Below are 20,565 nucleotides of genomic sequence, written 5' to 3'. Positions count from 1 at the left end.
GTGAAGCCAGTTTCTTCCGTTCGGGGGTGGCGTTATTGTTCAATCCGCTCATCTTTTTGACCGATGCTCGCAAATGAATTCGATCGACACACTCATCGCGCTGGCCAACCTGCGCGGCAGTCTGGATCTACGCTGTCAATTCCAGGGGGACTGGGCCCTGGACCACGCGCCGGAGAGCCTGGGCGTGGCGCCTTACCACATTGTGCTCAGCGGCAACTGCCGCGCCGAGTTGTCAGGCGGGCAGCAAGTGACGCTGGAGGAGGGCGATATTCTGCTGATGCCCGGCGGCGCTACCCATTTATTACGCAGCCAGGGCGCGCGCATCCGGCCGATGCAGCCCACGGTGATCGAGGGTGGCCTGCTCCCGGTGCATCGCCTGGGCGGCGACCGGCCGGAGCTCGACATGCTTTGCGGCAGCTTCCACTACAACCGCCAGTCGTTGCTGCTCGGCGCGTTGCCGGAGTACCTGGTGGTGTCCAGCCGCGAGTGGCAGGGCGACGGCCAACTGGCGGCGTTGATTGCTCTGCTGCGCAGTGAAGCGGACAGCCAGCAACTGGGCGCGCGTTCCTTCATCGATGCGTTGTCGTCGGCGCTGTTCACCCTGATCCTGCGCACCTGGCTGGCGCGCCAGGCGCCCGTGGCCGGTACTTTCGCGCTGCTTGCCGATAAGCGCCTGAGCAAGGCCTGGCAGGCGATGCTGGCCGATCCTGGGCATGAGTGGACCATCGACAGCCTGGCGGCGGCTGCGACGATGTCACGCGCCACCTTCATGCGTGCGTTCGTGAAAGTTGCGGGCGTATCGCCGTGGGTGCTGCTGACCCAGTTGCGCATGGAGCTGGCCTTCAACCTGTTGCGCCAGTCGCACCTGAGCCTGCTGGATATCGCCGCCCAGGTGGGTTACCAGTCCCAGGCGGCATTCAGCAAGAAATTCAAGGAAACCTATGGCGAGGCGCCGGGGCGCCTGCGTTCATCGGGCGGGTAGCAGCTTGAGGGTGCCACGGGTGTTGGCGGTGACTTCCTCGTCGGTGAAGTGCGCCTGTTCGTAGCCGCCTTCGATGTAGGTTTCCGCCTGGTCGCCGTAGTGCCGGTCAAACGGCACCCCGCTTTGGCCGACCGGGTTGATGGTCAACGCGTGGGCCGCGTCGGCGAAATCGATCAGACGGCGGGTCGAAGGCCCATAGGTGACGGGCCACGGTGCCGGGCCGATGTTGGCTGACTGGTTGTTCGGCACTTCGTGGGTACCCGGCGCCGGGAACGGGCCGACATTGACGATCAGGTCCAAGGGTTTCTGCGAGCCCAGCGGGTGGCCGTGGGTCAGGGTATGGGCCTTGCCCCATTGCCATTGGCTTGGGTCATCGCCGAAGGTGGCCTTGAGGTGCGCGAGGCTGTTGTCCCAGGCGAGCTTGACGGTGTCGGCGCGCTTGCCGTCCCACCACGGCGAATCCGGCGCGGCGGCCAGGCGTGGCAGGGCGGCGTCGATCACGCGGGTGCCGAGCAGGGTCTTGAACATGCCGTCGCCGAGTTTCGGGTGGAAGGCGGCGTCGGCCAGGTTGAACAGGAACTGGTTGAACAGCGTGGCGCTGGTGGAGTCCAGCGGATAGTCACCCTTCCAGCTTGCAAGCTGCTCCACCAGTTTCAACTGCGCCGGGTCCTTGACCACCTCACGCAGCACCGGCAACAGCGGCGCCAGCAGGCGCGGGCCAAAGGCGGTGCTGGTGCCGAGCTGCAAGGCCTGGCTGTTGTTCACATCCCACTTCACGCTTTTGTCGCTCAACTGCGCGTTCAACTGTTGGCCGCGATCGGCCAGGTTGTAGTAACCGGGAATCTCCATGCCGGTCGGCGAGACCGGCTGGGCATTGGCTGACACCACGTAGCCGCGCGCCGGGTTTTCTTCCTGGGGGTTGGCGCTGAAGGGATAAAAGCCCAGCTTGTCGGCCTGGGCGGTGCTGCCGTCAAGGATAAACCCGGCGTTGACCCCGGCCGGCCGGATCGGCAACTGCGCTGCCGCCCACCAGCCGATATCGCCCTTGGCATTCGCCCATACAATGTTCAGCCCCGGCGCCGACACCTTGGCCGCCGCCGCACGGGCCTTCACCAGTGTGTCGGCGCGGTTTAGCTGGTAGAAGCCCTCAAGGATCGGGTTCTGGGTATCGAGGAAGGCCCACCACATGGCAATCGGCGTCTTGCCGGCGTTTTCGCCCAGCACGTCATTGATGATCGGGCCGTGGGGCGATTGGCGCAGGTTCACCGTCACCGGCGCCTGGCCCTTCACTGCGATCTGTTGCTCGGTGCTGCTCATGTCGACCCAATGGTCGTGGTACCAGACCTGGTTGGGGTTGTCCGGGTTGACCTTCTCGGCGATGAGGTCGAGGTCATCGTTCTGGAACATGGTCAGGCTCCAGCCGAAATCCAGGTTGTGCCCCAGGAACGCCACCGGCACTAGTGCATTGTGATAGCCATACAGCTCGAAACCCGGCGCCGACAGCTGCGCCTCGTACCACACCGACGGCACCGAGAAACGGATGTGCGGGTCGCCGGCCAGTAACGGTTTGCCGCTTTTGGTGCGGTTGCCGCTGATGGCCCAGGCGTTGCTGCCTTCGAACTGCGGCAGGCCGTTGTCGGCCAGGGCCTGTTCGCTCAGGGAGGCGAGGGCGCCGAGGGTCTGCCAATCGCTGGCGGCGAGGTTGAGGGCGCCTTTGGGTTGCCAGTCCAGGTCAAAGACTTTCAGGTAGTCGCTGCCCAGTTGGTCGCGGATGTACGTCAGCACAGGCTCGGTACGAAACGCGGCGGCAAAGCTGTAGGCCATGTACCCGGCGACGCTGATGGTGTCCTCGGCGGTAAACGGCCGCTTGGGGATGCCCAGCACGTCGAACTCCATCGGGCTGGCGTGGCTGTCCTGGTACTGGTTGATTCCGTCCAGGTAGGCTTGCAGCGCCTTCCAGTGCGCCGACTCGTGGTCGAGTTGCGCCACATAGGTGGCCGCACGGTCGCGAATGCGCAGGCTGCGGAACAGCTTGTCGGTCTCCAGCACCTTCGGCCCCAGCACCTCGGCCAGTTCGCCTCGGGCCAGGCGCCGCATGATCTCCATCTGGAACAGACGGTCCTGGGCGTGCACGTAGCCCAGGGCGCGATACAGGTCGGTTTCGTTCTCGGCTTGGATGTGTGGCACGCCACGATCGTCGTAACGCACGGTGACCGAGCCTTGCAGGTTGGCCAGTGTGACCGTGCCCTGGCGGGTGGGCTGCTTGCTGTAAACGTACCAACCGGCGCCGAGGGCGACCAGTACGACAAGAACCGCGAGAACCCGCAAGACGCGCTTCATGAACATTCCTTACCAAGAGTGGGGTGGCGAGTTACGAGCCTTTTGGCCACGAACAATAGCAGCCCACCGCCAGGGTGTGCGTGGCATTTACCTCGCGTCCTGTTTCAAGGGCCTTCAAGATCGGCTCAATAAAACTGTTGCTGGAATTGCACGTGAGGCCTTCGCTGTAGGGTCCGAAGTACGCGAGCTTGCCGCTGCGATCCCAGATACCCACGGCCGGGCTGGCCGGCACCTGCTCGGCGCCGGGCAGGGCGGTGAGGGTTTTCATGCTGCGCAGGTTGTCGGGCAGTTGGCCGTGGCTGCCGGTTTTTTGCAGGGCGTAGAACTCGACGCCTTGGGGCGCGTACTGCTCGATCAGCTCGCCCAGGTGCTGCTGGTTGCCGACGTTGCACGGGCAGGCCGGGTCCCAGAAATGCACCAGGCGGATCGGGCCGGGCCCGGCGAGGTCGGCAGGCAGCTTCAACGGGTCGCCGGAAAACACCGCCGTGTGCTCGCTGAAGGCGCGCAGGTAGCGGCCCTGGAACCAGTCATACGCCGCCCACAGCACGCCAGCGCAGATCACCAGGATCAGGCTCGCGAACAAGGCGGTGCGGTAGGGCTGTCGCATTCAGATGTATCCTCGAAGGTCGCGTAGCTTGCCATGCTTGTCCTGACAGATGAATATCGCAGCTCGATATTCATCTTTGCCGCAAGTCTGGAAGCCTTTATGCCCGTTACCTTTGACCCTGATCATCTGCGCGAAAGCTTGCGGCCCCTGGTGGACGCGCAGCCGCTTTCAGCCGAGGCGCGGGTCTACCAGCGTTTCTACGGGCTGGATCAGGCCGCGAGTCGCCTGGGGCGTTTCGAGGTGGAGGGGTTTGAGGTGGTGGCCCAGGTGTGGTGGCCGCAATCGCCGGTGGCGACGATGTTCATGTTCCACGGCTTCTACGACCACATGGGGCTGTACCGTCATGTGGTGAAGTGGGCGCTGGAGCAGGGTTTCGTGGTGATCGCCTGCGATCTGCCGGGGCATGGCCTGTCCAGCGGCGCGCGTGCCAGCATCGATGATTTTGCGGTGTATCAACAGGTGGTTAAGGCGCTGTTTGCCCAGGCGCAAGCACTGCAACTGCCGCAACCCTGGCACCTGTTCGGGCAAAGCACCGGCGGCGCGGTGGTGGTGGATCACCTACTCAACCATGGCGCCGACAGCCCGGCCCAGGGCAAGACTTTTCTGCTGTCACCGCTGGTGCGGCCACGTGCCTGGGGGTGGTCGCAGGTCAGCTATTACCTGCTGCGTCCGTTCGTCAAAGGCATTGCGCGGCGATTCAGCGAGAACACCCACGACCCGGCATTCAAGCCGTTCCTGGAAGCCGACCCGCTGCAGCCCCGCCAACTGCCCACCGCCTGGGTCGGCGCTTTGGCGCGCTGGATCAAACGCATCGAAGCTGCACCGCGCAGCACCCGGCGGCCGGTGATCGTTCAAGGCGAGGAAGACATGACGGTCGACTGGCAGCACAACCTGCAGGTGTTGCGCGGCAAGTTCGACCAGCCCGAGGTGTTGATGCTGCCGCGTGGCAGGCATCACCTGGCCAATGAGATTCCGGAGATTCGCGAGGTGTATTTCAAGTACCTCACCGACCGTGTGTGATGGCAATCAGGGCGTCAGGCTTGAGGTGCTCTGGCCGACTGCCAGTCCGGCACGAATGGCAGCGAGAGCCGCCTGGTAATACGCCTTACCCTCCGGCGACTCGGCAAACGTCGCGAATTCTTCCAGCTCCGGGTCGGACAAATCCCGATAGACGTACAGCAGCGTGTTGTTCAGATCCTTGTCGATCTGCTGCATCAACCGCTCACGCTGGCCGTTCAACATGCCTTGGGCCTGCCCACCACCCAGCAGGCCGGGAATCATCTGGCTCAGGCTATCGGCTGCGACTCCGGCAATCGCCAGGCTGACTTCCGCGCCGGCTTCTCGGGCGGGCAGGGCCTGGGCCAGGTGGCCGATGATCAGGCTGCGAGTCGCGTCGGCTTCGATTTTCGGCAGGCCCTGGGCGTTTTTCGCCAGTTGATCACGGCGCGTGGCGAGCAACTCGGCGGCGACAATCTTGCGGCCCAGGGGCGATTGGAAAAACGCCAGGGCAGGTTTGGGATCCGCCAGGTTCTTGCGCAATTGCGCTTCGGCACGCTGGTCCACGGCCTGGGCGGCGAAGCGTTTATTGCTGTTGTCCACCAGCGCCTGGTACACCGCCGGTGGCAAGCTGTTGCGGTAACGCTGCTGGGCGGCACTGAGGGCATCATTGAAATGCGCACGTTGTTCGGCCCAGCCGGCGACCTTGTACAACTGGTCATGGCCGTCTGCCCAGGCGGGCAAAACGCAGAACATCAGCAAGGAAAAAAACAAACGACGCATATGGACTCCTGTCAGTCGGCCACTATTGTCCGTGTCGGGCGTAGGATTTGTCGAGAAGTCCTATCAGTCACCTGACTAAAGTGCAGTCAGACGCTCGGCGGCTCTGTCGGATTCACAGGCGTATGGATACTATGCGCGCCATGCAAATACCCCTCGATCACCCCTTGCTGCAACGTATTGTCGACGACCTGGCCGAAAAGGGCTGGTCCCGGCAGGACGGCTTCCTGCCCCAGGCTCTGACCCTGGAACTGGCGGCTGAGTGCCGTAAACGTGCGGCCGAGGGTGAACTGGCCCCGGCGGCGGTGGGGCGCGGCCCGGCCCAGGAAATTCGCGAAGGCATTCGCGGTGACCATATCCAGTGGCTGGAGGACGGTGACGCGGCGGTCTGCGACACCTACATGGCGCTGATGGACAGCCTGCGTTTGGCGATGAACCGTGGCCTGTTCCTCGGCCTGGAAGATTTCGAAAGCCATTTCGCGATGTACCCACCGGGGGCGTTCTACCTCAAGCACCTGGACCGTTTTCGCGACGATGACCGGCGCATGGTCTCGGCGGTGATCTACTTGAACGACGCCTGGCTGCCCGAGCATGGCGGCCAATTGCGCATGTACCTCAAGGACGGCGTCGAATACGATCTGGTGCCCACCGGCGGTTGCCTGGTGGTGTTCCTGTCGGGCGAAGTGCCCCACGAAGTCATGCCCGCCACGCGCGAACGCCTGTCCCTTACCGGCTGGTTTCGTCGGCGGGGCAACGAGCCGTTCTGAGCATGGAAAAAATACTGATCAGCCGCTGCCTGCTGGGGCACAAGATGCGCTATGACGGTGGCGCCAGCGGGCCGTTTGACCAACTGGCGGTGTGGCTGGCCGAGGGGCGAGTGGTTGCCATCTGCCCGGAGGTGTCGGGTGGTTTGCCGACGCCACGACCCGCTGCCGAAATTCCAGGTGGGCAAGGCGTGGATGTCTGGGAGGGCCGCGCCCAGGTACTTACCGCCGAGGGCGAAGATTTCAGCGCGGCGTTCCTTGAGGGGGCGCGCCAGGCCTTGGCGCTGGTGCAGCGCCACAACATCCGCATCGCCGTGCTCAAGGCCAATAGCCCGTCGTGCGGCAACCTGCTCACCTATGACGGCACGTTTTCGGGTGTGAAAGTGAGTGGCGAAGGTGTGACGGCGGCGCTGCTGAGGCAGCATGGCGTTCAGGTATTCAGTGAATTGCAATTGCCCGAAGCCGCCGCCGCCCTGGCGCACCGCTGATTATTGGGCTTTGGCCACCGGCTCGGTTTCCAACCATTTCTGCGCCAACGCCTTCAACCGGCCATCCGCCTTCACGCGCTGCAAGGCCTTGTCCAGGCTCGCCTTGAACGCTGGATTGCCCTTCTGAAAGGGAATCGCCAGCGCTGGCTTCTCGTTGTAAAGCTCACTGAAATCGAACCGATCCTGCAGCGCGGCAGTCATAGCGATATGGTTGATGGCCACGTCGTATTTGCCGGTTTCCACGCCCGGGAGCAGGTCGGCGTCATCGGTGGTGATGAACGAGGGGCGCACGTCCATTTCCTTGGCCAGTTGCTCGCCCAGTTCCACTTCGAAGCCGGTGAGTTTTTCGCCTTCCTTGAAGTTGTACGGTGGGGTGTTGGCTTCAAGGGCGATGCGCAGTTCGCCACGGTCGAACACATCATCGACCAGTTCGGCATGAGCCAAAGGGCTCAGAAGGGACAGTAAAAGTAACAGGCCAGGCGAAAAGCGCATGGTCACTCCTAGAGATTTTTAATGTGCGAGGCGCCGTTCAGCATCGCTTTGCTATGGTGTTGAGTGCCTTGGACAGCAATTTGTCGCGAAGTTGTCATAACCCTACAGATTTCACAGAAAAACTGGAGAAGCGAATGAAAGCCCTTTTGTCCCGTGCAACCCTTGCCAGCCTGTTGCTGGGTGCCTCGATGTTGGCGAATGCTGCTGATGTCCCTCGTACGCCTGCTCCCAAAGGCGCCGAGGTGTTTATCGTCTCGCCCAAAGACGGCGCAACCGTCGACAAAACCTTCACCGTCAAATTCGGCGTCAAGGGCCTGGACCTGGAACCGATCGACAAGCAAGTACCGGGCGCCGGTCATCATCACCTGCTGGTCGACCAGGACGTGACGTCGCTCAAGGCCGACGAAGCCATTCCAGCCACGGCCACGTCGATTCACTTCGGCAAGGCGCAAACCGAGACCGAGCTGACCCTCGCACCTGGCAAGCACACCTTGCAGCTGGTAGCTGGCGATAATGTGCACCGCCAGTTCGAGCCCACTGTAGCCTCGAAAGTGATCACGGTTAACGTTAAGTAAGATTTGTTCAGATGCAAAAAAGGGAGCCCCGAGGGGCTCCCTTTTTCGTGCTGCGGCGAAACCTTAGAACAACACGCGGCTACGAATCGTGCCGTTGATGTGCTGCAGTTTCTCTTGCGCCAGGTCCGAGTACTCGGCGTCGACGTCGATCACCACGTAGCCAACCTTCTCGTTGGTTTGCAGGAACTGACCGGAGATGTTGATGCCGTTTTCCGCGAAGACCTTGTTGATCTCCATCATCACGCCAGGGATGTTCTGGTGGATGTGCAGCAGACGGTGCTTGCCAGGGTGAGCCGGTAGGGCCACTTCCGGGAAGTTCACCGACGACACCGACGTACCGTTGTCGCTGTACTTGACCAGCTTCTCCGACACTTCCAGGCCGATGTTGGCTTGGGCTTCAGCGGTGGAACCGCCGATGTGCGGTGTCAGGATCACGTTGTCCAGGCCACGCAGCGGGCTTTCGAAGATGTCGTCGTTGGAGCGCGGCTCCACCGGGAACACGTCGATGGCGGCGCCGATCAGGTGCTTGTCCTTGATCGCGTCGGCCAGGGCATCCAGCTCGACCACGGTGCCGCGGGCAGCGTTGATCAGGATGCCGCCTTTCTTGATGGCGCGGATTTCCTTCTCGCCGATCATCCACTGGGTCTCAGCGGTTTCCGGGACGTGCAGGGTCACGATGTCGGACATGCCCAACAGCTCGGTCAGGCTGGCCACTTGCGTGGCGTTGCCCAATGGCAGCTTGGTCAGGGTGTCGTAGAAGAACACCTGCATGCCGAGGCCTTCGGCCAGGACCGACAACTGAGTACCGATCGAGCCGTAACCGACGATACCCAGCTTCTTGCCGCGGATTTCGAAGGAGTTGGCTGCGCTCTTGATCCAGCCGCCACGGTGGCAGGACGCGTTCTTCTCAGGAATGCCGCGCAACAACAGGATCGCCTCGGCCAGCACCAGCTCCGCAACGGAACGGGTGTTGGAGTACGGTGCGTTGAACACCGCGATGCCGCGCTCGCGCGCTGCGTTGAGGTCGACCTGGTTGGTGCCGATGCAGAAACAGCCGACCGCCACGAGTTTCTTGGCGTGATCGAAGATCTCTTCGGTCAGCTGAGTGCGGGAGCGAATGCCGATGAAGTGCGCGTCGGCGATCTTTTCCTTGAGTTGGGCTTCCGGCAGAGAACTGGTGATGTACTCAATGCTGGTGTACCCGGCGGCTTTCAGAACGTCGACAGCCGATGGGTGGACGCCTTCCAGAAGAAGGAACTTGATCTTGCTCTTATCGAGAGAAGTCTTGCTCATCTGCGTAAACCTGTATCCCGGAGAAAAATGGCAGGGAATCGGATCGCGTAAGCTGACCCGGACGGCAGGAAAGCCGTCACCGCAGAAACGCCCTTGGGCTCTGTCCTGCGGGGGCGGTATGCTAGCATACGCGCCCCGCAAACACTCATTCCTGCGACGTGAAGCGTTCTCAGGATGACCATGAATTGTTCGAGAGTTCTGTCGATGACCCATCCTGCCCTGATTGATGAGCTAAAGACCCTGGTTGAGCCCGGCAAAGTGCTGACCGATGCAGACTCCCTGGAGGCTTACGGCAAGGATTGGACCAAGCACTTCGCACCCGCGCCGACCGCCATTGTCTTCCCCAAGACCACTGAGCAGGTCCAGGCCATTGTGCGTTGGGCCAATACCCACAAGGTGGCGCTGGTGCCATCGGGCGGGCGTACCGGCTTGTCCGCCGCTGCCGTGGCGGCAAATGGCGAAGTGGTCGTGTCGTTCGACTATATGAACCAGATCCTCGACGTGAACCTCACCGACCGCACCGCCGTGTGCCAGCCGGGCGTGGTCACCAAGCAATTGCAGAACGTCGCTGAAGAAAAAGGCCTGTACTACCCGGTGGACTTCGCATCGTCCGGTTCCAGCCAGATTGGCGGCAATATCGGCACCAATGCCGGCGGGATCAAGGTGATTCGCTACGGCATGACCCGTAACTGGGTGGCGGGCATGAAGGTCGTCACCGGCAAGGGTGACGTACTGGAACTGAACCGCGACCTGATCAAGAACGCCACCGGCTACGACATGCGCCAGCTGTTCATCGGCGCTGAAGGCACCCTCGGCTTTGTGGTCGAAGCCACCATGCGTCTGGACCGTGCGCCGAAAAACCTCACCGCCATGGTGCTCGGTACGACCGACTTCGATTCGATCATGCCGGTCTTGCACGCGTTCCAGAGCAAGCTGGACCTGACTGCCTTCGAATTCTTCTCCGACAAGGCCCTGGCCAAGGTCATGGGCCGTGGCGACGTGCCGGCGCCGTTCGAAACCGAGTGCCCGTTCTACGCGCTGCTGGAATTCGAAGCCACCACCGAAGAAGTCGCCAACCACGCCCTGGAAACCTTCGAGCATTGCGTGGAGCAGGGCTGGGTGCTGGACGGCGTGATGAGCCAGAGCGAAACCCAACTGCACAACCTGTGGAAACTGCGCGAGTACATCTCCGAGACCATTTCTCACTGGACCCCGTACAAAAACGATATCTCGGTGACTGTCTCCAAAGTGCCGGCGTTCTTGAAGGAAATCGACGCGATCGTCGGCGAACACTACCCCGACTTCGAAATCGTCTGGTTCGGTCACATCGGCGACGGCAACCTGCACCTGAACATCCTCAAGCCGGAAAACCTGAGCAAGGACGAGTTCTTCGCCAAGTGCGCCACCGTGAACAAGTGGGTGTTTGAAACCGTCGAGAAGTACAACGGTTCGATCTCCGCCGAACATGGCGTGGGCATGACCAAGCGCGATTACCTGACCTACAGCCGTTCGCCGGTTGAAATCGAGTACATGAAAGCCGTCAAAGCCGTGTTCGACCCGAACGGGATCATGAACCCTGGCAAGATCTTCGCTGTTTAATCGCCCTGAAGGAGTCGTTCCATGAGCTACCAGCACAAGTATGTCGACGGCACCAACATCCACTTTCCGGTCGGTAAAGTGGTGTGTATCGGGCGTAACTACGCCGAACACGCCAAGGAACTGGACAATCCGGTGCCGACCGAGCCGCTGCTGTTCATCAAGCCAGGCAGTTGCGTAGTGCCGCTGGAAGGCGGTTTCAGCATCCCGACGGAGCGCGGTTCGGTGCACTACGAGGCGGAAATCGCGGTATTGATCGGCAAACCCTTGTCGACCAAGCCCAGCCGTGAAGAAGTGCTCGACGCCATTTCCGGCTTCGCCCCGGCCCTGGACCTGACCCTGCGTGACAAACAGGCCGAGCTGAAAGCCAAGGGCCTGCCGTGGGAAATCGCCAAGTCTTTCGACGGTGCGGCGGTGATCGCGCCGTTCGTGGTGGGCAGCACCTTCCCGGACGTGACCGACATCGGCATCCGCCTGAGCATTAATGGTGAAGTGCGCCAGGATGGCAACAGCGCGCAGATGCTCAACCCGATCATCCCGATGATCCAGCACATGGCCGGCTGCTTCTCGCTGCAAGCGGGCGATGTGATCCTCACCGGCACCCCGGCTGGCGTGGGCCCGCTGAATGTGGGCGATGAGCTGGTGTTGGAGCTGTCGGGTGTGAACCGCTTCGAAAGCACCGTTCGCTAAAGCCCTGCCCCTGCAAAGGCCGGTGACCCGGCTTTTGCATTTTTTTCACACGCCATCCGGATAATCCCCAGCCTCTTGCGCGCGGGCCTGTCATTCCTGTGCTATCACCTAACGCTGACTTTCCGGAAAAAGCGCCCAATGGCCGTGTCCTTGCCCTCCGCTACACCCAAGCCGCGTTCTCGCTTTGCCTTACGCTGGTATTCCTGGCTGTTGCTGGTGGGGGTGATCTCCTATGGCGTTGCCTGGGCCATGCACTGGGATGATCGCGGTGTGCTGTGGGTGCTGGAGCGCTTTGAAACACCGGCCGAACGCCAGGAAAGCGTCTGGCTGCCGGACTACCAGGCTGTGATCGACGGTAAGCCTTTACCGGGTATGGAGAAGGACGAAGCGTCCGACGTCTCCTACAACCCTCAGACTAAAACCCTGTTTTCCGTGATGGGCAAGAACGCCTTCCTCGCTGAGTTGAGCCTGCAAGGCGACGTGCTGCGCAAGATGCCGCTCAACGGTTGGGATAACCCGGAAGGCGTGACGGTGATGGAAAACGGCCTGATCGCCGTGGTCGATGAGCGCCAGCACACACTGACCATCGTCAAGGTCGATGCCACCACCGTGGCGTTGAACAAGGCCGATTTCCCGAGTTATGACCTGGGCCCGTCCAAGGACCAGAACAAAGCCTTTGAAGCCATCACCTGGGACAAGCGCAACCAGCAACTGGTGCTGGGCGAGGAGCGCCCGCCGGCGCTGTTCACCTGGAAAAGCGACGGCGGTCCGACCCTGTCTGGTGATAAGCAGAAGCTGGCCAGCAAGGAATTGGACATGCGTAACCTCTCGGCCCTGGCCGTCGACCCGCGTACCGGGCATTTGCTGGTGCTGTCGGCCGACTCCCACCTGCTGCTAGAGCTGGACGAGAAGGGCGAGCAAGTCAGCTTCATGACCCTGCTCGGCGGTTTCAATGGCCTCAAGCACACCATTCCTCGGGCGGAAGGCGTGACCATGGACGAGAACGGCACGCTGTACATCGTCAGTGAACCCAACCTGTTCTATCGTTTCGAAAAACAGAAATAGCGGACAATTTACGTCGGATATTTCTCTATCAGCGGCATTCGCCAGACACCGGGGCGCGTTTAAGTTTAAATTCAGACAGGCGTGATATTCATTCGCCACTTTTGAATTTGAGTCCCCCTGATGCGACGACTAGCCCGCCCCAAACCTATGCTCTTTATGCTTGCGCTGATCGTCCTGATCGGCGCCGGGGTCGTTGCGCAGCACTTTCGGCTGTTCGAGCGCGCCTGGTTCAACTGGCAAGTGTGGCGCCAGCCGGCGGACGAACGCTCCATCGGCCTGGCGGATTATCAGGTCGCCGTGGAAGCCTGGGTGATCGACGGTCTCAATGACGATGTGTCGGCCCTCACCTACGACCCCATCCGTAAAAGCCTGTTTACCGTCACCAATCAAAACGCCGAACTGATCGAGCTGTCCCTGGAGGGCAAGATCCTGCGGCGCATTCCTTTGGTCGGGTTTGGCGACGCCGAGGCCGTGGAGTACATCAGCGAGAACATCTACGTCATCAGCGATGAGCGTCAGCAGCGCTTGATCAAGGTGCATGTGGACGACGACACCCAATTCCTCGACGCCGCCGATGCGGAGCAGATGACCTTGGGCCTGCATGTCGGCGGCAACAAGGGCTTTGAGGGCCTGGCCTATGACTCGGTGGGCAAGCGCCTGTTTGTGGCCAAGGAGCGCGACCCGATGCTGATCTACGAGATCCATGGCTTTCCCCACTTCAAACCGGAAAAAACCTACTCGGTACACGTGGTCAACAACCCCAAGCGTGATGCCGGGTTGTTTGTGCGTGACCTGTCGAGCCTGCAATACGACGAGCGCAGCGGCCATCTGCTGGCGCTGTCGGATGAGTCATTCCTGGTGCTGGAACTGGATATCGACGGTCGCCCGTTGAGCAGTCTGTCACTGCTGAACGGGCGCCATGGCCTGAAAAAGCGGGTGCCTCAGGCGGAAGGGATCGCGATGGACGATGACGGTAACCTCTACCTCACCAGCGAGCCGAACCTGTTTTACGTGTTCAAGAAGCCTTGAGGGTTTTCACGCCTTCGGCGGTGCCCAGCAGCAGCACATCCGCTGGGCGCGCGGCGAACAGGCCGTTGGTGACCACGCCGACGATCGCGTTGATCTGAGTTTCCAGCTCCACCGGGTTGGTGATCTGCATGTTGAACACGTCGAGGATGATGTTGCCGTTGTCGGTCAACACACCTTCGCGGTACACCGGGTCGCCGCCCAGTTTCACCAGCTCGCGGGCCACGTGGCTGCGGGCCATGGGGATCACTTCCACCGGCAGCGGGAACGCGCCGAGTACCGGCACCAGCTTGCTGGCGTCGGCGATGCAGATAAAGGTCTTGGCCACGGCCGCGACGATCTTCTCGCGGGTCAGGGCTGCGCCGCCGCCTTTGATCAGGTTCAGGTGCTCGTCGCTTTCATCGGCGCCGTCGACGTAGAACTCCAGGTCGCTCACGGTGTTGAGCTCGTACACCGGGATGCCATGGCCTTTCAGGCGCGCGGCGGTGGCTTCGGAGCTGGCCACGGCGCCGTCGAACGCGCCTTTGTGCTGGGCCAGTGCGTCGATGAAGCAGTTGGCAGTGGAGCCGGTGCCGACACCGACGATGCTCTTGTCGTCGAGTTTAGGAAGGATTAAATCGACAGCGGCCTGGGCCACTGCCTGTTTGAGCTGATCCTGGGTCATGCGGGCTCCGGAACGGGCGGGGAGTTAACGAGGGGCGCGAGTATAACCCAACAAAACCTCTGGATTCGTGTGGTCGCCCGGCCAAAAGCCGGGTTAGACTCCTTGGCCCTGCCAAACCGTGAAAGTAGATGCCCGCCGATGCTTGAACAGTACGTCAAAAAGATCCTCACCTCGCGCGTTTACGACGTTGCCGTAGAAACCCCGTTGCAGACCGCCCGCCAGCTCTCCGAGCGGCTGGGCAACCAGGTCTGGCTCAAGCGTGAAGACTTGCAGCCGGTGTTCTCGTTCAAGATTCGCGGCGCGTACAACAAGCTGACCCAACTGACGGCTGAGGAGCGCGCACGCGGCGTGGTCACGGCGTCGGCGGGTAACCATGCCCAGGGCCTGGCCCTGGCGGCCAAGGTGCTGGGGGTCAAGGCCACCATCGTGATGCCCAAGACCACCCCGGAGATCAAGGTCGAAGGTGTGCGCTCGCGTGGCGGCAAAGTGGTGCTGCATGGTGATTCCTTCCCGGAAGCCCTGGCCTACTCGCTGAAACTGGTCGACGAAAAAGGCTACGTCTACATTCACCCCTACGATGATCCGCACACCATTGCCGGGCAGGGCACTGTGGCGATGGAAATCCTGCGCCAGCACCCGGGGCCGCTGGACGCGATTTTCGTTCCGGTGGGCGGCGGCGGGCTGATTGCCGGGATTGCGGCGTACGTGAAGTACCTGCGTCCGGACATCAAGATCATCGGCGTCGAGCCGGACGACTCCAATTGCCTGCAAGCCGCCCTGGCGGCGGGCGAGCGCGTGGTGCTGCCGACTGTGGGTATCTTTGCCGATGGCGTGGCGGTGGCGCAGATCGGCCAGCACACGTTTGATATCTGCAAAGACTATGTCGACGAAGTGATCACTGTGAGCACCGATGAAATCTGTGCGGCGATCAAGGACATCTACGACGACACCCGTTCCATCACCGAGCCGGCAGGGGCATTGGGTGTGGCGGGTATCAAGAAGTACGTCGAGACCCGTGGCGTCACCGGGCAGACCCTGGTGGCGATCGACTCTGGCGCCAACGTCAACTTCGACCGCCTGCGCCATGTGGCCGAGCGCGCCGAGTTGGGTGAGGGCCGCGAAGCGATCATCGCCGTGACCATCCCCGAGAAACCTGGCAGCTTCAAGGCGTTCTGCGAGGCCGTGGGCAAGCGCCAGATCACCGAATTCAACTACCGCTTCCACTCCGGCAGCGAGGCGCACATCTTTGTCGGCGTGCAGACCCACCCGGAAAACGACCCGCGCAGCGCGCTGATCGCCAGCCTGACAGGCCAGGGTTTCCCGGTGCTGGACCTGACCGAGAACGAACTGGCCAAGCTGCACATCCGCCATATGGTCGGTGGCCATGCGGCCCACGTCAGCAATGAAGTGGTGTTTCGCTTCGAATTCCCGGAGCGTCCGGGGGCCTTGTTCAACTTTCTTAACAAATTGGGCGGGCGCTGGAACATCTCGATGTTCCACTATCGCAACCACGGCGCAGCCGATGGCCGTGTAGTCGCTGGCCTGCAAGTACCGGCGGACGAGCGTCACCTGGTACCGGCAGCCCTGGAAGCCATCGGCTACCCGTACTGGGATGAAAGCGATAACCCGGCCTACAAACTGTTCCTCGGTTGAGCGACTACGCTGATGGGGGCGGCCTTTAAGGAAGACGAGACATGGAAACCCTGATCACCCTGAAAGTTATCCACATCGCGGCCACGGTATTGCTGCTGCTTAGCGGCCTGGGTCTGGCGATACTGGCCTGGCGCAAACGCAGCGCGGGCCCCGCGGTGACCGTGCAGCGCCCCTGGGCGTTCGTCTGGTTGTTGATGGGCGTGTGTGTGGTGAGCATGCCGTTTACCGGCTGGTGGCTGGTGCACCTGATCGGCTGGCCGCTGGGGCAGACCTGGATCCTGGGCTCCAGCCTCCTCTACACCGTGGCGGCGCTGGCCTGGTTCTGGCTGGTGGCGCGCCTCAATCGGCTGCGCAAGGGCGAGGGCGGTAGCCTGAACTTCACGCTGGTGCTGGCGGTGGTCAGCCTGGTGGGGTTCGTCGCAATTGCCGGGTTGATGGGTGCCAAGCCCGTCTAGATGAGCGCTTATCTGCTGCTGAAAACCCTGCATATCCTGTCGTCGACCGTCTTGTTCGGGCTGGGCGCGGGCTCGGCTTACTATGCGCTGCGCGCCTGGCGCACGGGCAATGTGGAAGTGATCGCCGCGACCTTTAAGCACCTGGTGTTCGCCGACTGGGCGTTTACCGCGACCACGGCGGTGTTCCAGCCGTTGAGCGGGATCGGCTTGATGCACCTGGCAGGGTGGTCGTTGCAGCAGAGTTGGTTGCAGTGGACGTTCGGCTTGTATGTGTTGGCGGGGATCTGCTGGTTGCCGGTGGTATGGCTGCAGATTCGTGTGCACAGGATGGCAGAGCAGGCGCTGCGGGACGGCACGGCGATGCCGATCAAGGCCGCGACCTATATGCGCTGGTGGTTTGGCCTGGGGTGGCCGGCGTTTTTGGTGTTTGTGGTGATTTTTTATCTGATGGTGGCCAAGCCGATGTAGGGCTTGACCACCACTGATCATCAGCTTCGCAATGTGATCACCGGCCAGCCACGCTTCTCGGCTTCAGCCCGTAGATTCGGATCCGGATCCACCGCCACCGGATGAGTCACCTGCTCCAGCAGCGGCAGGTCATTCATCGAGTCACTGTAGAAGTAGCTGTCTTCCAGGCTATACCCGGTCTCTTCCAGCCAACGGCTCAAGCGCGTCACCTTGCCCTCGCGAAAGCACGGAATATCGGTGCTGCGCCCAGTGTAGCGGCCGTTTTCCATCTCGCACTCGGTGGCGATCAAGGTTTCCACGCCCAGGCGTGCGGCAATTGGCGCGGTGACGAAACGGTTGGTGGCGGTGATGATCACCAGCTTGTCACCGGCGGCACGGTGCTTGGCCAGCAGTTCGGCGGCCAGGGGCAGCATCAGCGGTTCGATGCAGTCGCGCATGAAGTCGTTGTGCCACTCGTCTAACTGAGCCATCTCGGTACGGCCGAGGATTTCCAGGCTGAAGTTCAGGTAGGCGGCGTTGTCGAGCTTGCCGGCCAGGTAATCCTGGTAGAACCCGTCGTTGCGGGCCTTGTAGGCGATCGGGTCGAGAATCCCACGTTCACAGAGGTAATCGCCCCAGGCGTGATCGCTGTCACCGCCGAGGAGGGTGTTGTCCAAGTCGAATAAAGCCAGGCGCATTGCAGTTACTCGCTGAAATGTCTGTAAAAAGGCGTCCAGAATACGGTCTTTTCACAAGAGTGCACATAAGGTAAGAAGCCTCGTTGCCGCTTCATCAACCTTTGTGGAACAATGCGGCGACATGCGTTTGCGAGGTTGTTGCCGTGATCGACCCCGATGGTTTCCGTCCTAATGTCGGGATTATTCTTACGAATGATGCCGGACAGGTGCTATGGGCTCGCCGAATCAACCAAGATGCCTGGCAGTTTCCTCAAGGCGGAATCAACCCCGACGAAACCCCTGAAGACGCCTTGTACCGTGAGTTGAATGAAGAAGTCGGCCTTGAGCGCGAAGATGTACAGATTCTGGCCTGTACCCGTGGCTGGTTGCGCTATCGTTTGCCGCAACGCCTGGTGCGTACCCACAGCCAACCGCTGTGCATCGGCCAGAAGCAGAAATGGTTTCTCCTGCGCCTGATCTCCAACGAGCAGCGGGTGCGGATGGATTTGACCGGTAAACCGGAGTTCGATGGTTGGCGCTGGGTCAGCTATTGGTATCCGTTGGGCCAGGTGGTGACATTCAAGCGCGAGGTTTATCGTCGCGCTCTCAAAGAGCTTGCCCCGCGCCTTTTAGCGCGCGACTGACGACGGAGTTCGACCCCGAGCCATGCTCAATACGCTGCGCAAGATCGTCCAGGAAGTTAACTCCGCCAAGGATCTCAAGGCGGCGTTGGGGATTATTGTGTTGCGCGTCAAGGAAGCCATGGGCAGCCAGGTCTGCTCGGTTTACCTGCTGGACCCCGAGACCAACCGTTTTGTGCTGATGGCCACCGAGGGCTTGAACAAGCGCTCGATCGGCAAGGTCAGCATGGCGCCCAATGAAGGTCTGGTGGGCCTGGTGGGGACGCGTGAAGAACCCCTGAACCTTGAAAACGCGGCCGATCACCCGCGTTATCGCTACTTTGCCGAAACCGGCGAAGAGCGTTACGCCTCGTTCCTCGGTGCACCGATCATTCACCACCGCCGTGTCGTCGGCGTGTTGGTCATTCAGCAAAAAGAACGCCGCCAGTTCGACGAAGGTGAAGAAGCCTTCCTCGTGACCATGAGCGCGCAACTCGCAGGCGTAATCGCCCACGCCGAAGCCACCGGCTCGATTCGCGGCCTGGGGCGTGAAGGCAAGGGCATCCAGGAAGCCAAGTTCGTCGGCGTGCCAGGTTCGCCGGGCGCGGCTGTCGGTACGGCGGTGGTCATGTTGCCGCCGGCAGACCTGGATGTGGTGCCGGACAAGACCGTCAGCGACATCGACGCTGAAATCAAACTGTTCAAGACCGCCCTGGAAGGCGTGCGCGCCGACATGCGCAACCTGTCGAACAAGCTGGCCACTCAGTTGCGCCCCGAAGAGCGCGCACTGTTCGACGTGTACCAGATGATGCTCGATGACGCGTCCCTGGGTAACGAAGTCAAGACCGTGATCAAGACCGGCCAGTGGGCCCAGGGTGCGCTGCGCCAGGTGGTCACCGATCACGTCAATCGTTTTGAAATGATGGACGACGACTACCTGCGTGAGCGGGCCTCGGATGTGCGCGACCTCGGTCGCCGCCTGCTGGCCAAGCTGCAGGAAGACCGCACCACCAACCTGGTCTACCCCGACAACACCATCCTGGTCAGTGAAGAGCTGACCGCCACCATGCTCGGCGAAGTGCCAGAGGGCAAGTTGGTGGGCCTGGTCTCGGTGCTGGGTTCGGGTAACTCCCACGTCGCGATTCTGGCGCGTGCCATGGGCATCCCGACGGTGATGGGCCTGGTCGACCTGCCGTATGCCAAGGTCGACGGCATCGGCATGATCGTCGATGGTCATCGCGGTGAAGTGTTCACCCACCCCAGCGAAGTACTGCGCAAGCAATACGCCGAGGTGGTTGAGGAAGAGAAACAACTGGCGCTGGGCCTCGATTCCTTGCGTGAGTTGCCATGCGTGACCACCGATGGTCACCGCGTGCCGTTGCTGGTCAATACCGGCCTGCTGGCCGACGTGGCCCGGGCGCAACAGCGCGGCGCCGAAGGGGTGGGGCTGTACCGCACCGAAGTGCCGTTCATGATCAACCAGCGTTTCCCGAGCGAGAAGGAGCAGCTGGCGATTTATCGCGAGCAACTGCAGGCCTTCCACCCGTTGCCGGTGACCATGCGCAGCCTGGACATCGGCGGCGACAAGTCACTGTCGTATTTCCCGATCAAAGAGGACAACCCGTTCCTCGGCTGGCGCGGTATCCGTGTCACCCTCGACCACCCTGAAATTTTCCTCGTACAGACCCGCGCCATGCTCAAGGCCAGCGAAGGCCTGAACAACCTGCGCATCCTGCTGCCGATGATTTCCGGCACCCATGAGCTGGAAGAGGCGCTGCACTTGATCCACCGCGCCTGGGGCGAAGTGCGCGACGAAGGTGCCGACGTGCCGATGCCGCCGATTGGCGTGATGATCGAAATCCCTGCAGCGGTGTACCAAGCCAAGGAACTGGCGCGGCAGGTGGACTTCCTCTCGGTGGGTTCCAACGACCTGACCCAATACCTGCTGGCCGTGGACCGTAACAACCCACGGGTCGCCGACCTCTACGACTACCTGCACCCGGCGGTGCTGCAAGCCCTGCAACACGTGGTGCGCGACGCCCATGCCGAAGGCAAGCCGGTGAGCATCTGCGGCGAAATGGCCGGCGACCCGGCGGCGGCAGTGCTGTTGATGGCGATGGGTTTTGACAGCCTGTCGATGAACGCCACCAACTTGCCGAAAGTGAAGTGGATGTTGCGCCAGGTTGAGTTGAGCATGGCCAAGGACCTGCTGGCGGAGTTGATGACCATCGACAACCCGCAAGTTATCCACAGCTCGTTGCAGTTGGCGCTGAAGAATCTGGGGCTGACGCGGATGATCAACCCGGCGTCGGCGAAAACCTTGTAGCCGACAAAGATCAAAATGTGGGAGCGGGC

21 protein-coding genes are annotated in these 20,565 nt (G+C 61.6%); 14 read left to right on the top strand and 7 right to left on the bottom strand.

Going from position 1 to position 20,565, the window contains the following annotated elements; translation table 11 throughout:
- Positions 1-73: 73 nt before the first annotated feature.
- Positions 74-982 (top strand): AraC family transcriptional regulator, encoded by a 909-nt coding sequence (locus ACP7EW_RS16720; RefSeq protein WP_426218436.1) that lies wholly within the window; start codon positions 74-76, stop codon positions 980-982.
- Here the strand turns inward: ACP7EW_RS16720 and ACP7EW_RS16715 are convergent.
- Both ACP7EW_RS16715 and ACP7EW_RS16710 read right to left on the bottom strand, forming a co-directional pair.
- Positions 968-3,322: a penicillin acylase family protein gene (locus ACP7EW_RS16715; protein WP_426218433.1), complete on the bottom strand. Its 2,355-nt coding sequence runs from the start codon at positions 3,320-3,322 to the stop codon at positions 968-970. The genes ACP7EW_RS16720 and ACP7EW_RS16715 overlap by 15 nt on opposite strands.
- Before the next feature lie 31 nt (positions 3,323-3,353).
- Positions 3,354-3,929 carry a DUF6436 domain-containing protein gene (locus ACP7EW_RS16710; RefSeq protein ID WP_426127216.1) on the bottom strand — a complete coding sequence of 192 codons (576 nt, stop codon included), beginning with the start codon at positions 3,927-3,929 and terminating at the stop codon, positions 3,354-3,356.
- 99 nt (positions 3,930-4,028) lie between these two features.
- On the opposite strand from ACP7EW_RS16710, the gene ACP7EW_RS16705 reads away from it, so the two are divergent.
- Positions 4,029-4,949, top strand: a complete 921-nt coding sequence (locus ACP7EW_RS16705) for an alpha/beta hydrolase (protein WP_177110208.1) — start codon at positions 4,029-4,031, stop codon at positions 4,947-4,949.
- A gap of 6 nt (positions 4,950-4,955) precedes the next feature.
- Here the strand turns inward: ACP7EW_RS16705 and ACP7EW_RS16700 are convergent, their stop codons facing one another.
- On the bottom strand, positions 4,956-5,708 hold the full coding sequence (locus ACP7EW_RS16700; protein ID WP_177002581.1) for a DUF2059 domain-containing protein: 753 nt from the start codon (positions 5,706-5,708) through the stop codon (positions 4,956-4,958).
- A gap of 131 nt (positions 5,709-5,839) precedes the next feature.
- Between ACP7EW_RS16700 and ACP7EW_RS16695 the strand changes: the two genes are divergently transcribed.
- Both ACP7EW_RS16695 and ACP7EW_RS16690 read left to right on the top strand, forming a co-directional pair.
- A complete protein-coding gene (locus ACP7EW_RS16695) occupies positions 5,840-6,472 on the top strand; it encodes a 2OG-Fe(II) oxygenase (RefSeq protein ID WP_426218852.1) in 633 nt (210 codons plus the stop codon).
- A gap of 2 nt (positions 6,473-6,474) precedes the next feature.
- On the top strand, positions 6,475-6,957 hold the full coding sequence (locus ACP7EW_RS16690; RefSeq protein WP_426218430.1) for a DUF523 domain-containing protein: 483 nt from the start codon (positions 6,475-6,477) through the stop codon (positions 6,955-6,957).
- Here the strand turns inward: ACP7EW_RS16690 and ACP7EW_RS16685 are convergent, their stop codons facing one another.
- Positions 6,958-7,449, bottom strand: coding sequence for a transporter substrate-binding domain-containing protein (locus tag ACP7EW_RS16685; protein ID WP_426218428.1), 492 nt, complete (start codon positions 7,447-7,449; stop codon positions 6,958-6,960).
- Between the two features lie 134 nt (positions 7,450-7,583).
- Between ACP7EW_RS16685 and ACP7EW_RS16680 the strand changes: the two genes are divergently transcribed.
- A complete protein-coding gene (locus tag ACP7EW_RS16680; RefSeq protein ID WP_033897576.1) occupies positions 7,584-8,024 on the top strand; it encodes a DUF4399 domain-containing protein in 441 nt (146 codons plus the stop codon).
- 63 nt (positions 8,025-8,087) lie between these two features.
- Here ACP7EW_RS16680 and serA read toward each other — a convergent pair whose 3' ends face one another.
- Positions 8,088-9,317 carry a phosphoglycerate dehydrogenase gene (gene serA / locus ACP7EW_RS16675; RefSeq protein WP_003195214.1) on the bottom strand — a complete coding sequence of 410 codons (1,230 nt, stop codon included), beginning with the start codon at positions 9,315-9,317 and terminating at the stop codon, positions 8,088-8,090.
- A 204-nt stretch (positions 9,318-9,521) separates the two neighbouring features.
- Here serA and ACP7EW_RS16670 point away from each other — a divergent pair, with 204 nt between their 5' ends.
- The 4 genes from ACP7EW_RS16670 to ACP7EW_RS16655 all read left to right on the top strand — a co-directional run bounded on the left by ACP7EW_RS16670 (position 9,522) and on the right by ACP7EW_RS16655 (position 13,697).
- Positions 9,522-10,916, top strand: coding sequence for an FAD-binding oxidoreductase (locus tag ACP7EW_RS16670; protein WP_016979015.1), 1,395 nt, complete (start codon positions 9,522-9,524; stop codon positions 10,914-10,916).
- Between the two features lie 21 nt (positions 10,917-10,937).
- Complete coding sequence (locus tag ACP7EW_RS16665) at positions 10,938-11,603, top strand: fumarylacetoacetate hydrolase family protein (protein WP_426218425.1); 666 nt, start codon at positions 10,938-10,940, stop codon at positions 11,601-11,603.
- A gap of 138 nt (positions 11,604-11,741) precedes the next feature.
- On the top strand, positions 11,742-12,668 hold the full coding sequence (locus tag ACP7EW_RS16660) for an SdiA-regulated domain-containing protein (RefSeq protein WP_426218423.1): 927 nt from the start codon (positions 11,742-11,744) through the stop codon (positions 12,666-12,668).
- A 120-nt stretch (positions 12,669-12,788) separates the two neighbouring features.
- The gene (locus ACP7EW_RS16655) at positions 12,789-13,697 is read left to right on the top strand and encodes an SdiA-regulated domain-containing protein (protein WP_426218421.1); all 909 of its coding nucleotides are present in this window, start codon (positions 12,789-12,791) and stop codon (positions 13,695-13,697) included.
- Here ACP7EW_RS16655 and rpiA read toward each other — a convergent pair.
- Complete coding sequence (gene rpiA / locus ACP7EW_RS16650; RefSeq protein ID WP_033897580.1) at positions 13,684-14,358, bottom strand: ribose-5-phosphate isomerase RpiA; 675 nt, start codon at positions 14,356-14,358, stop codon at positions 13,684-13,686. The two genes, ACP7EW_RS16655 and rpiA, sit on opposite strands and share 14 nt — an antisense overlap.
- Positions 14,359-14,496: 138 nt before the next feature.
- Between rpiA and ilvA the strand changes: the two genes are divergently transcribed.
- From ilvA to ACP7EW_RS16635, 3 genes are read left to right on the top strand one after another with little or no spacing between them, the layout of a single operon-like run.
- Positions 14,497-16,011 carry a threonine ammonia-lyase, biosynthetic gene (gene ilvA, locus ACP7EW_RS16645; protein WP_038850677.1) on the top strand — a complete coding sequence of 505 codons (1,515 nt, stop codon included), beginning with the start codon at positions 14,497-14,499 and terminating at the stop codon, positions 16,009-16,011.
- Between the two features lie 41 nt (positions 16,012-16,052).
- Positions 16,053-16,466, top strand: coding sequence for a DUF2269 family protein (locus ACP7EW_RS16640; protein WP_016979021.1), 414 nt, complete (start codon positions 16,053-16,055; stop codon positions 16,464-16,466).
- Positions 16,467-16,934, top strand: coding sequence for a DUF2269 family protein (locus tag ACP7EW_RS16635; protein WP_426218418.1), 468 nt, complete (start codon positions 16,467-16,469; stop codon positions 16,932-16,934).
- A 20-nt stretch (positions 16,935-16,954) separates the two neighbouring features.
- Here the strand turns inward: ACP7EW_RS16635 and ACP7EW_RS16630 are convergent, their stop codons facing one another.
- Complete coding sequence (locus tag ACP7EW_RS16630; protein ID WP_426218416.1) at positions 16,955-17,611, bottom strand: HAD family hydrolase; 657 nt, start codon at positions 17,609-17,611, stop codon at positions 16,955-16,957.
- 143 nt (positions 17,612-17,754) lie between these two features.
- Here ACP7EW_RS16630 and ACP7EW_RS16625 point away from each other — a divergent pair, with 143 nt between their 5' ends.
- Both ACP7EW_RS16625 and ptsP read left to right on the top strand, forming a co-directional pair.
- Positions 17,755-18,234, top strand: coding sequence for an RNA pyrophosphohydrolase (locus ACP7EW_RS16625; protein ID WP_003176750.1), 480 nt, complete (start codon positions 17,755-17,757; stop codon positions 18,232-18,234).
- 22 nt (positions 18,235-18,256) lie between these two features.
- Entirely contained in the window at positions 18,257-20,536 is a 2,280-nt protein-coding gene (gene ptsP, locus ACP7EW_RS16620) for a phosphoenolpyruvate--protein phosphotransferase (RefSeq protein WP_426218414.1), read from the top strand.
- The last annotated feature ends 29 nt before the right edge of the window (positions 20,537-20,565 follow it).

Origin of the sequence: Pseudomonas sp. DWRC2-2, assembly GCF_049897885.1 — a bacterium.
In the GTDB taxonomy this organism is placed as follows: Bacteria; Pseudomonadota; Gammaproteobacteria; order Pseudomonadales; family Pseudomonadaceae; genus Aquipseudomonas; species Aquipseudomonas azotoformans_A.
This window is presented reverse-complemented; position numbering and strand designations above follow the sequence as displayed.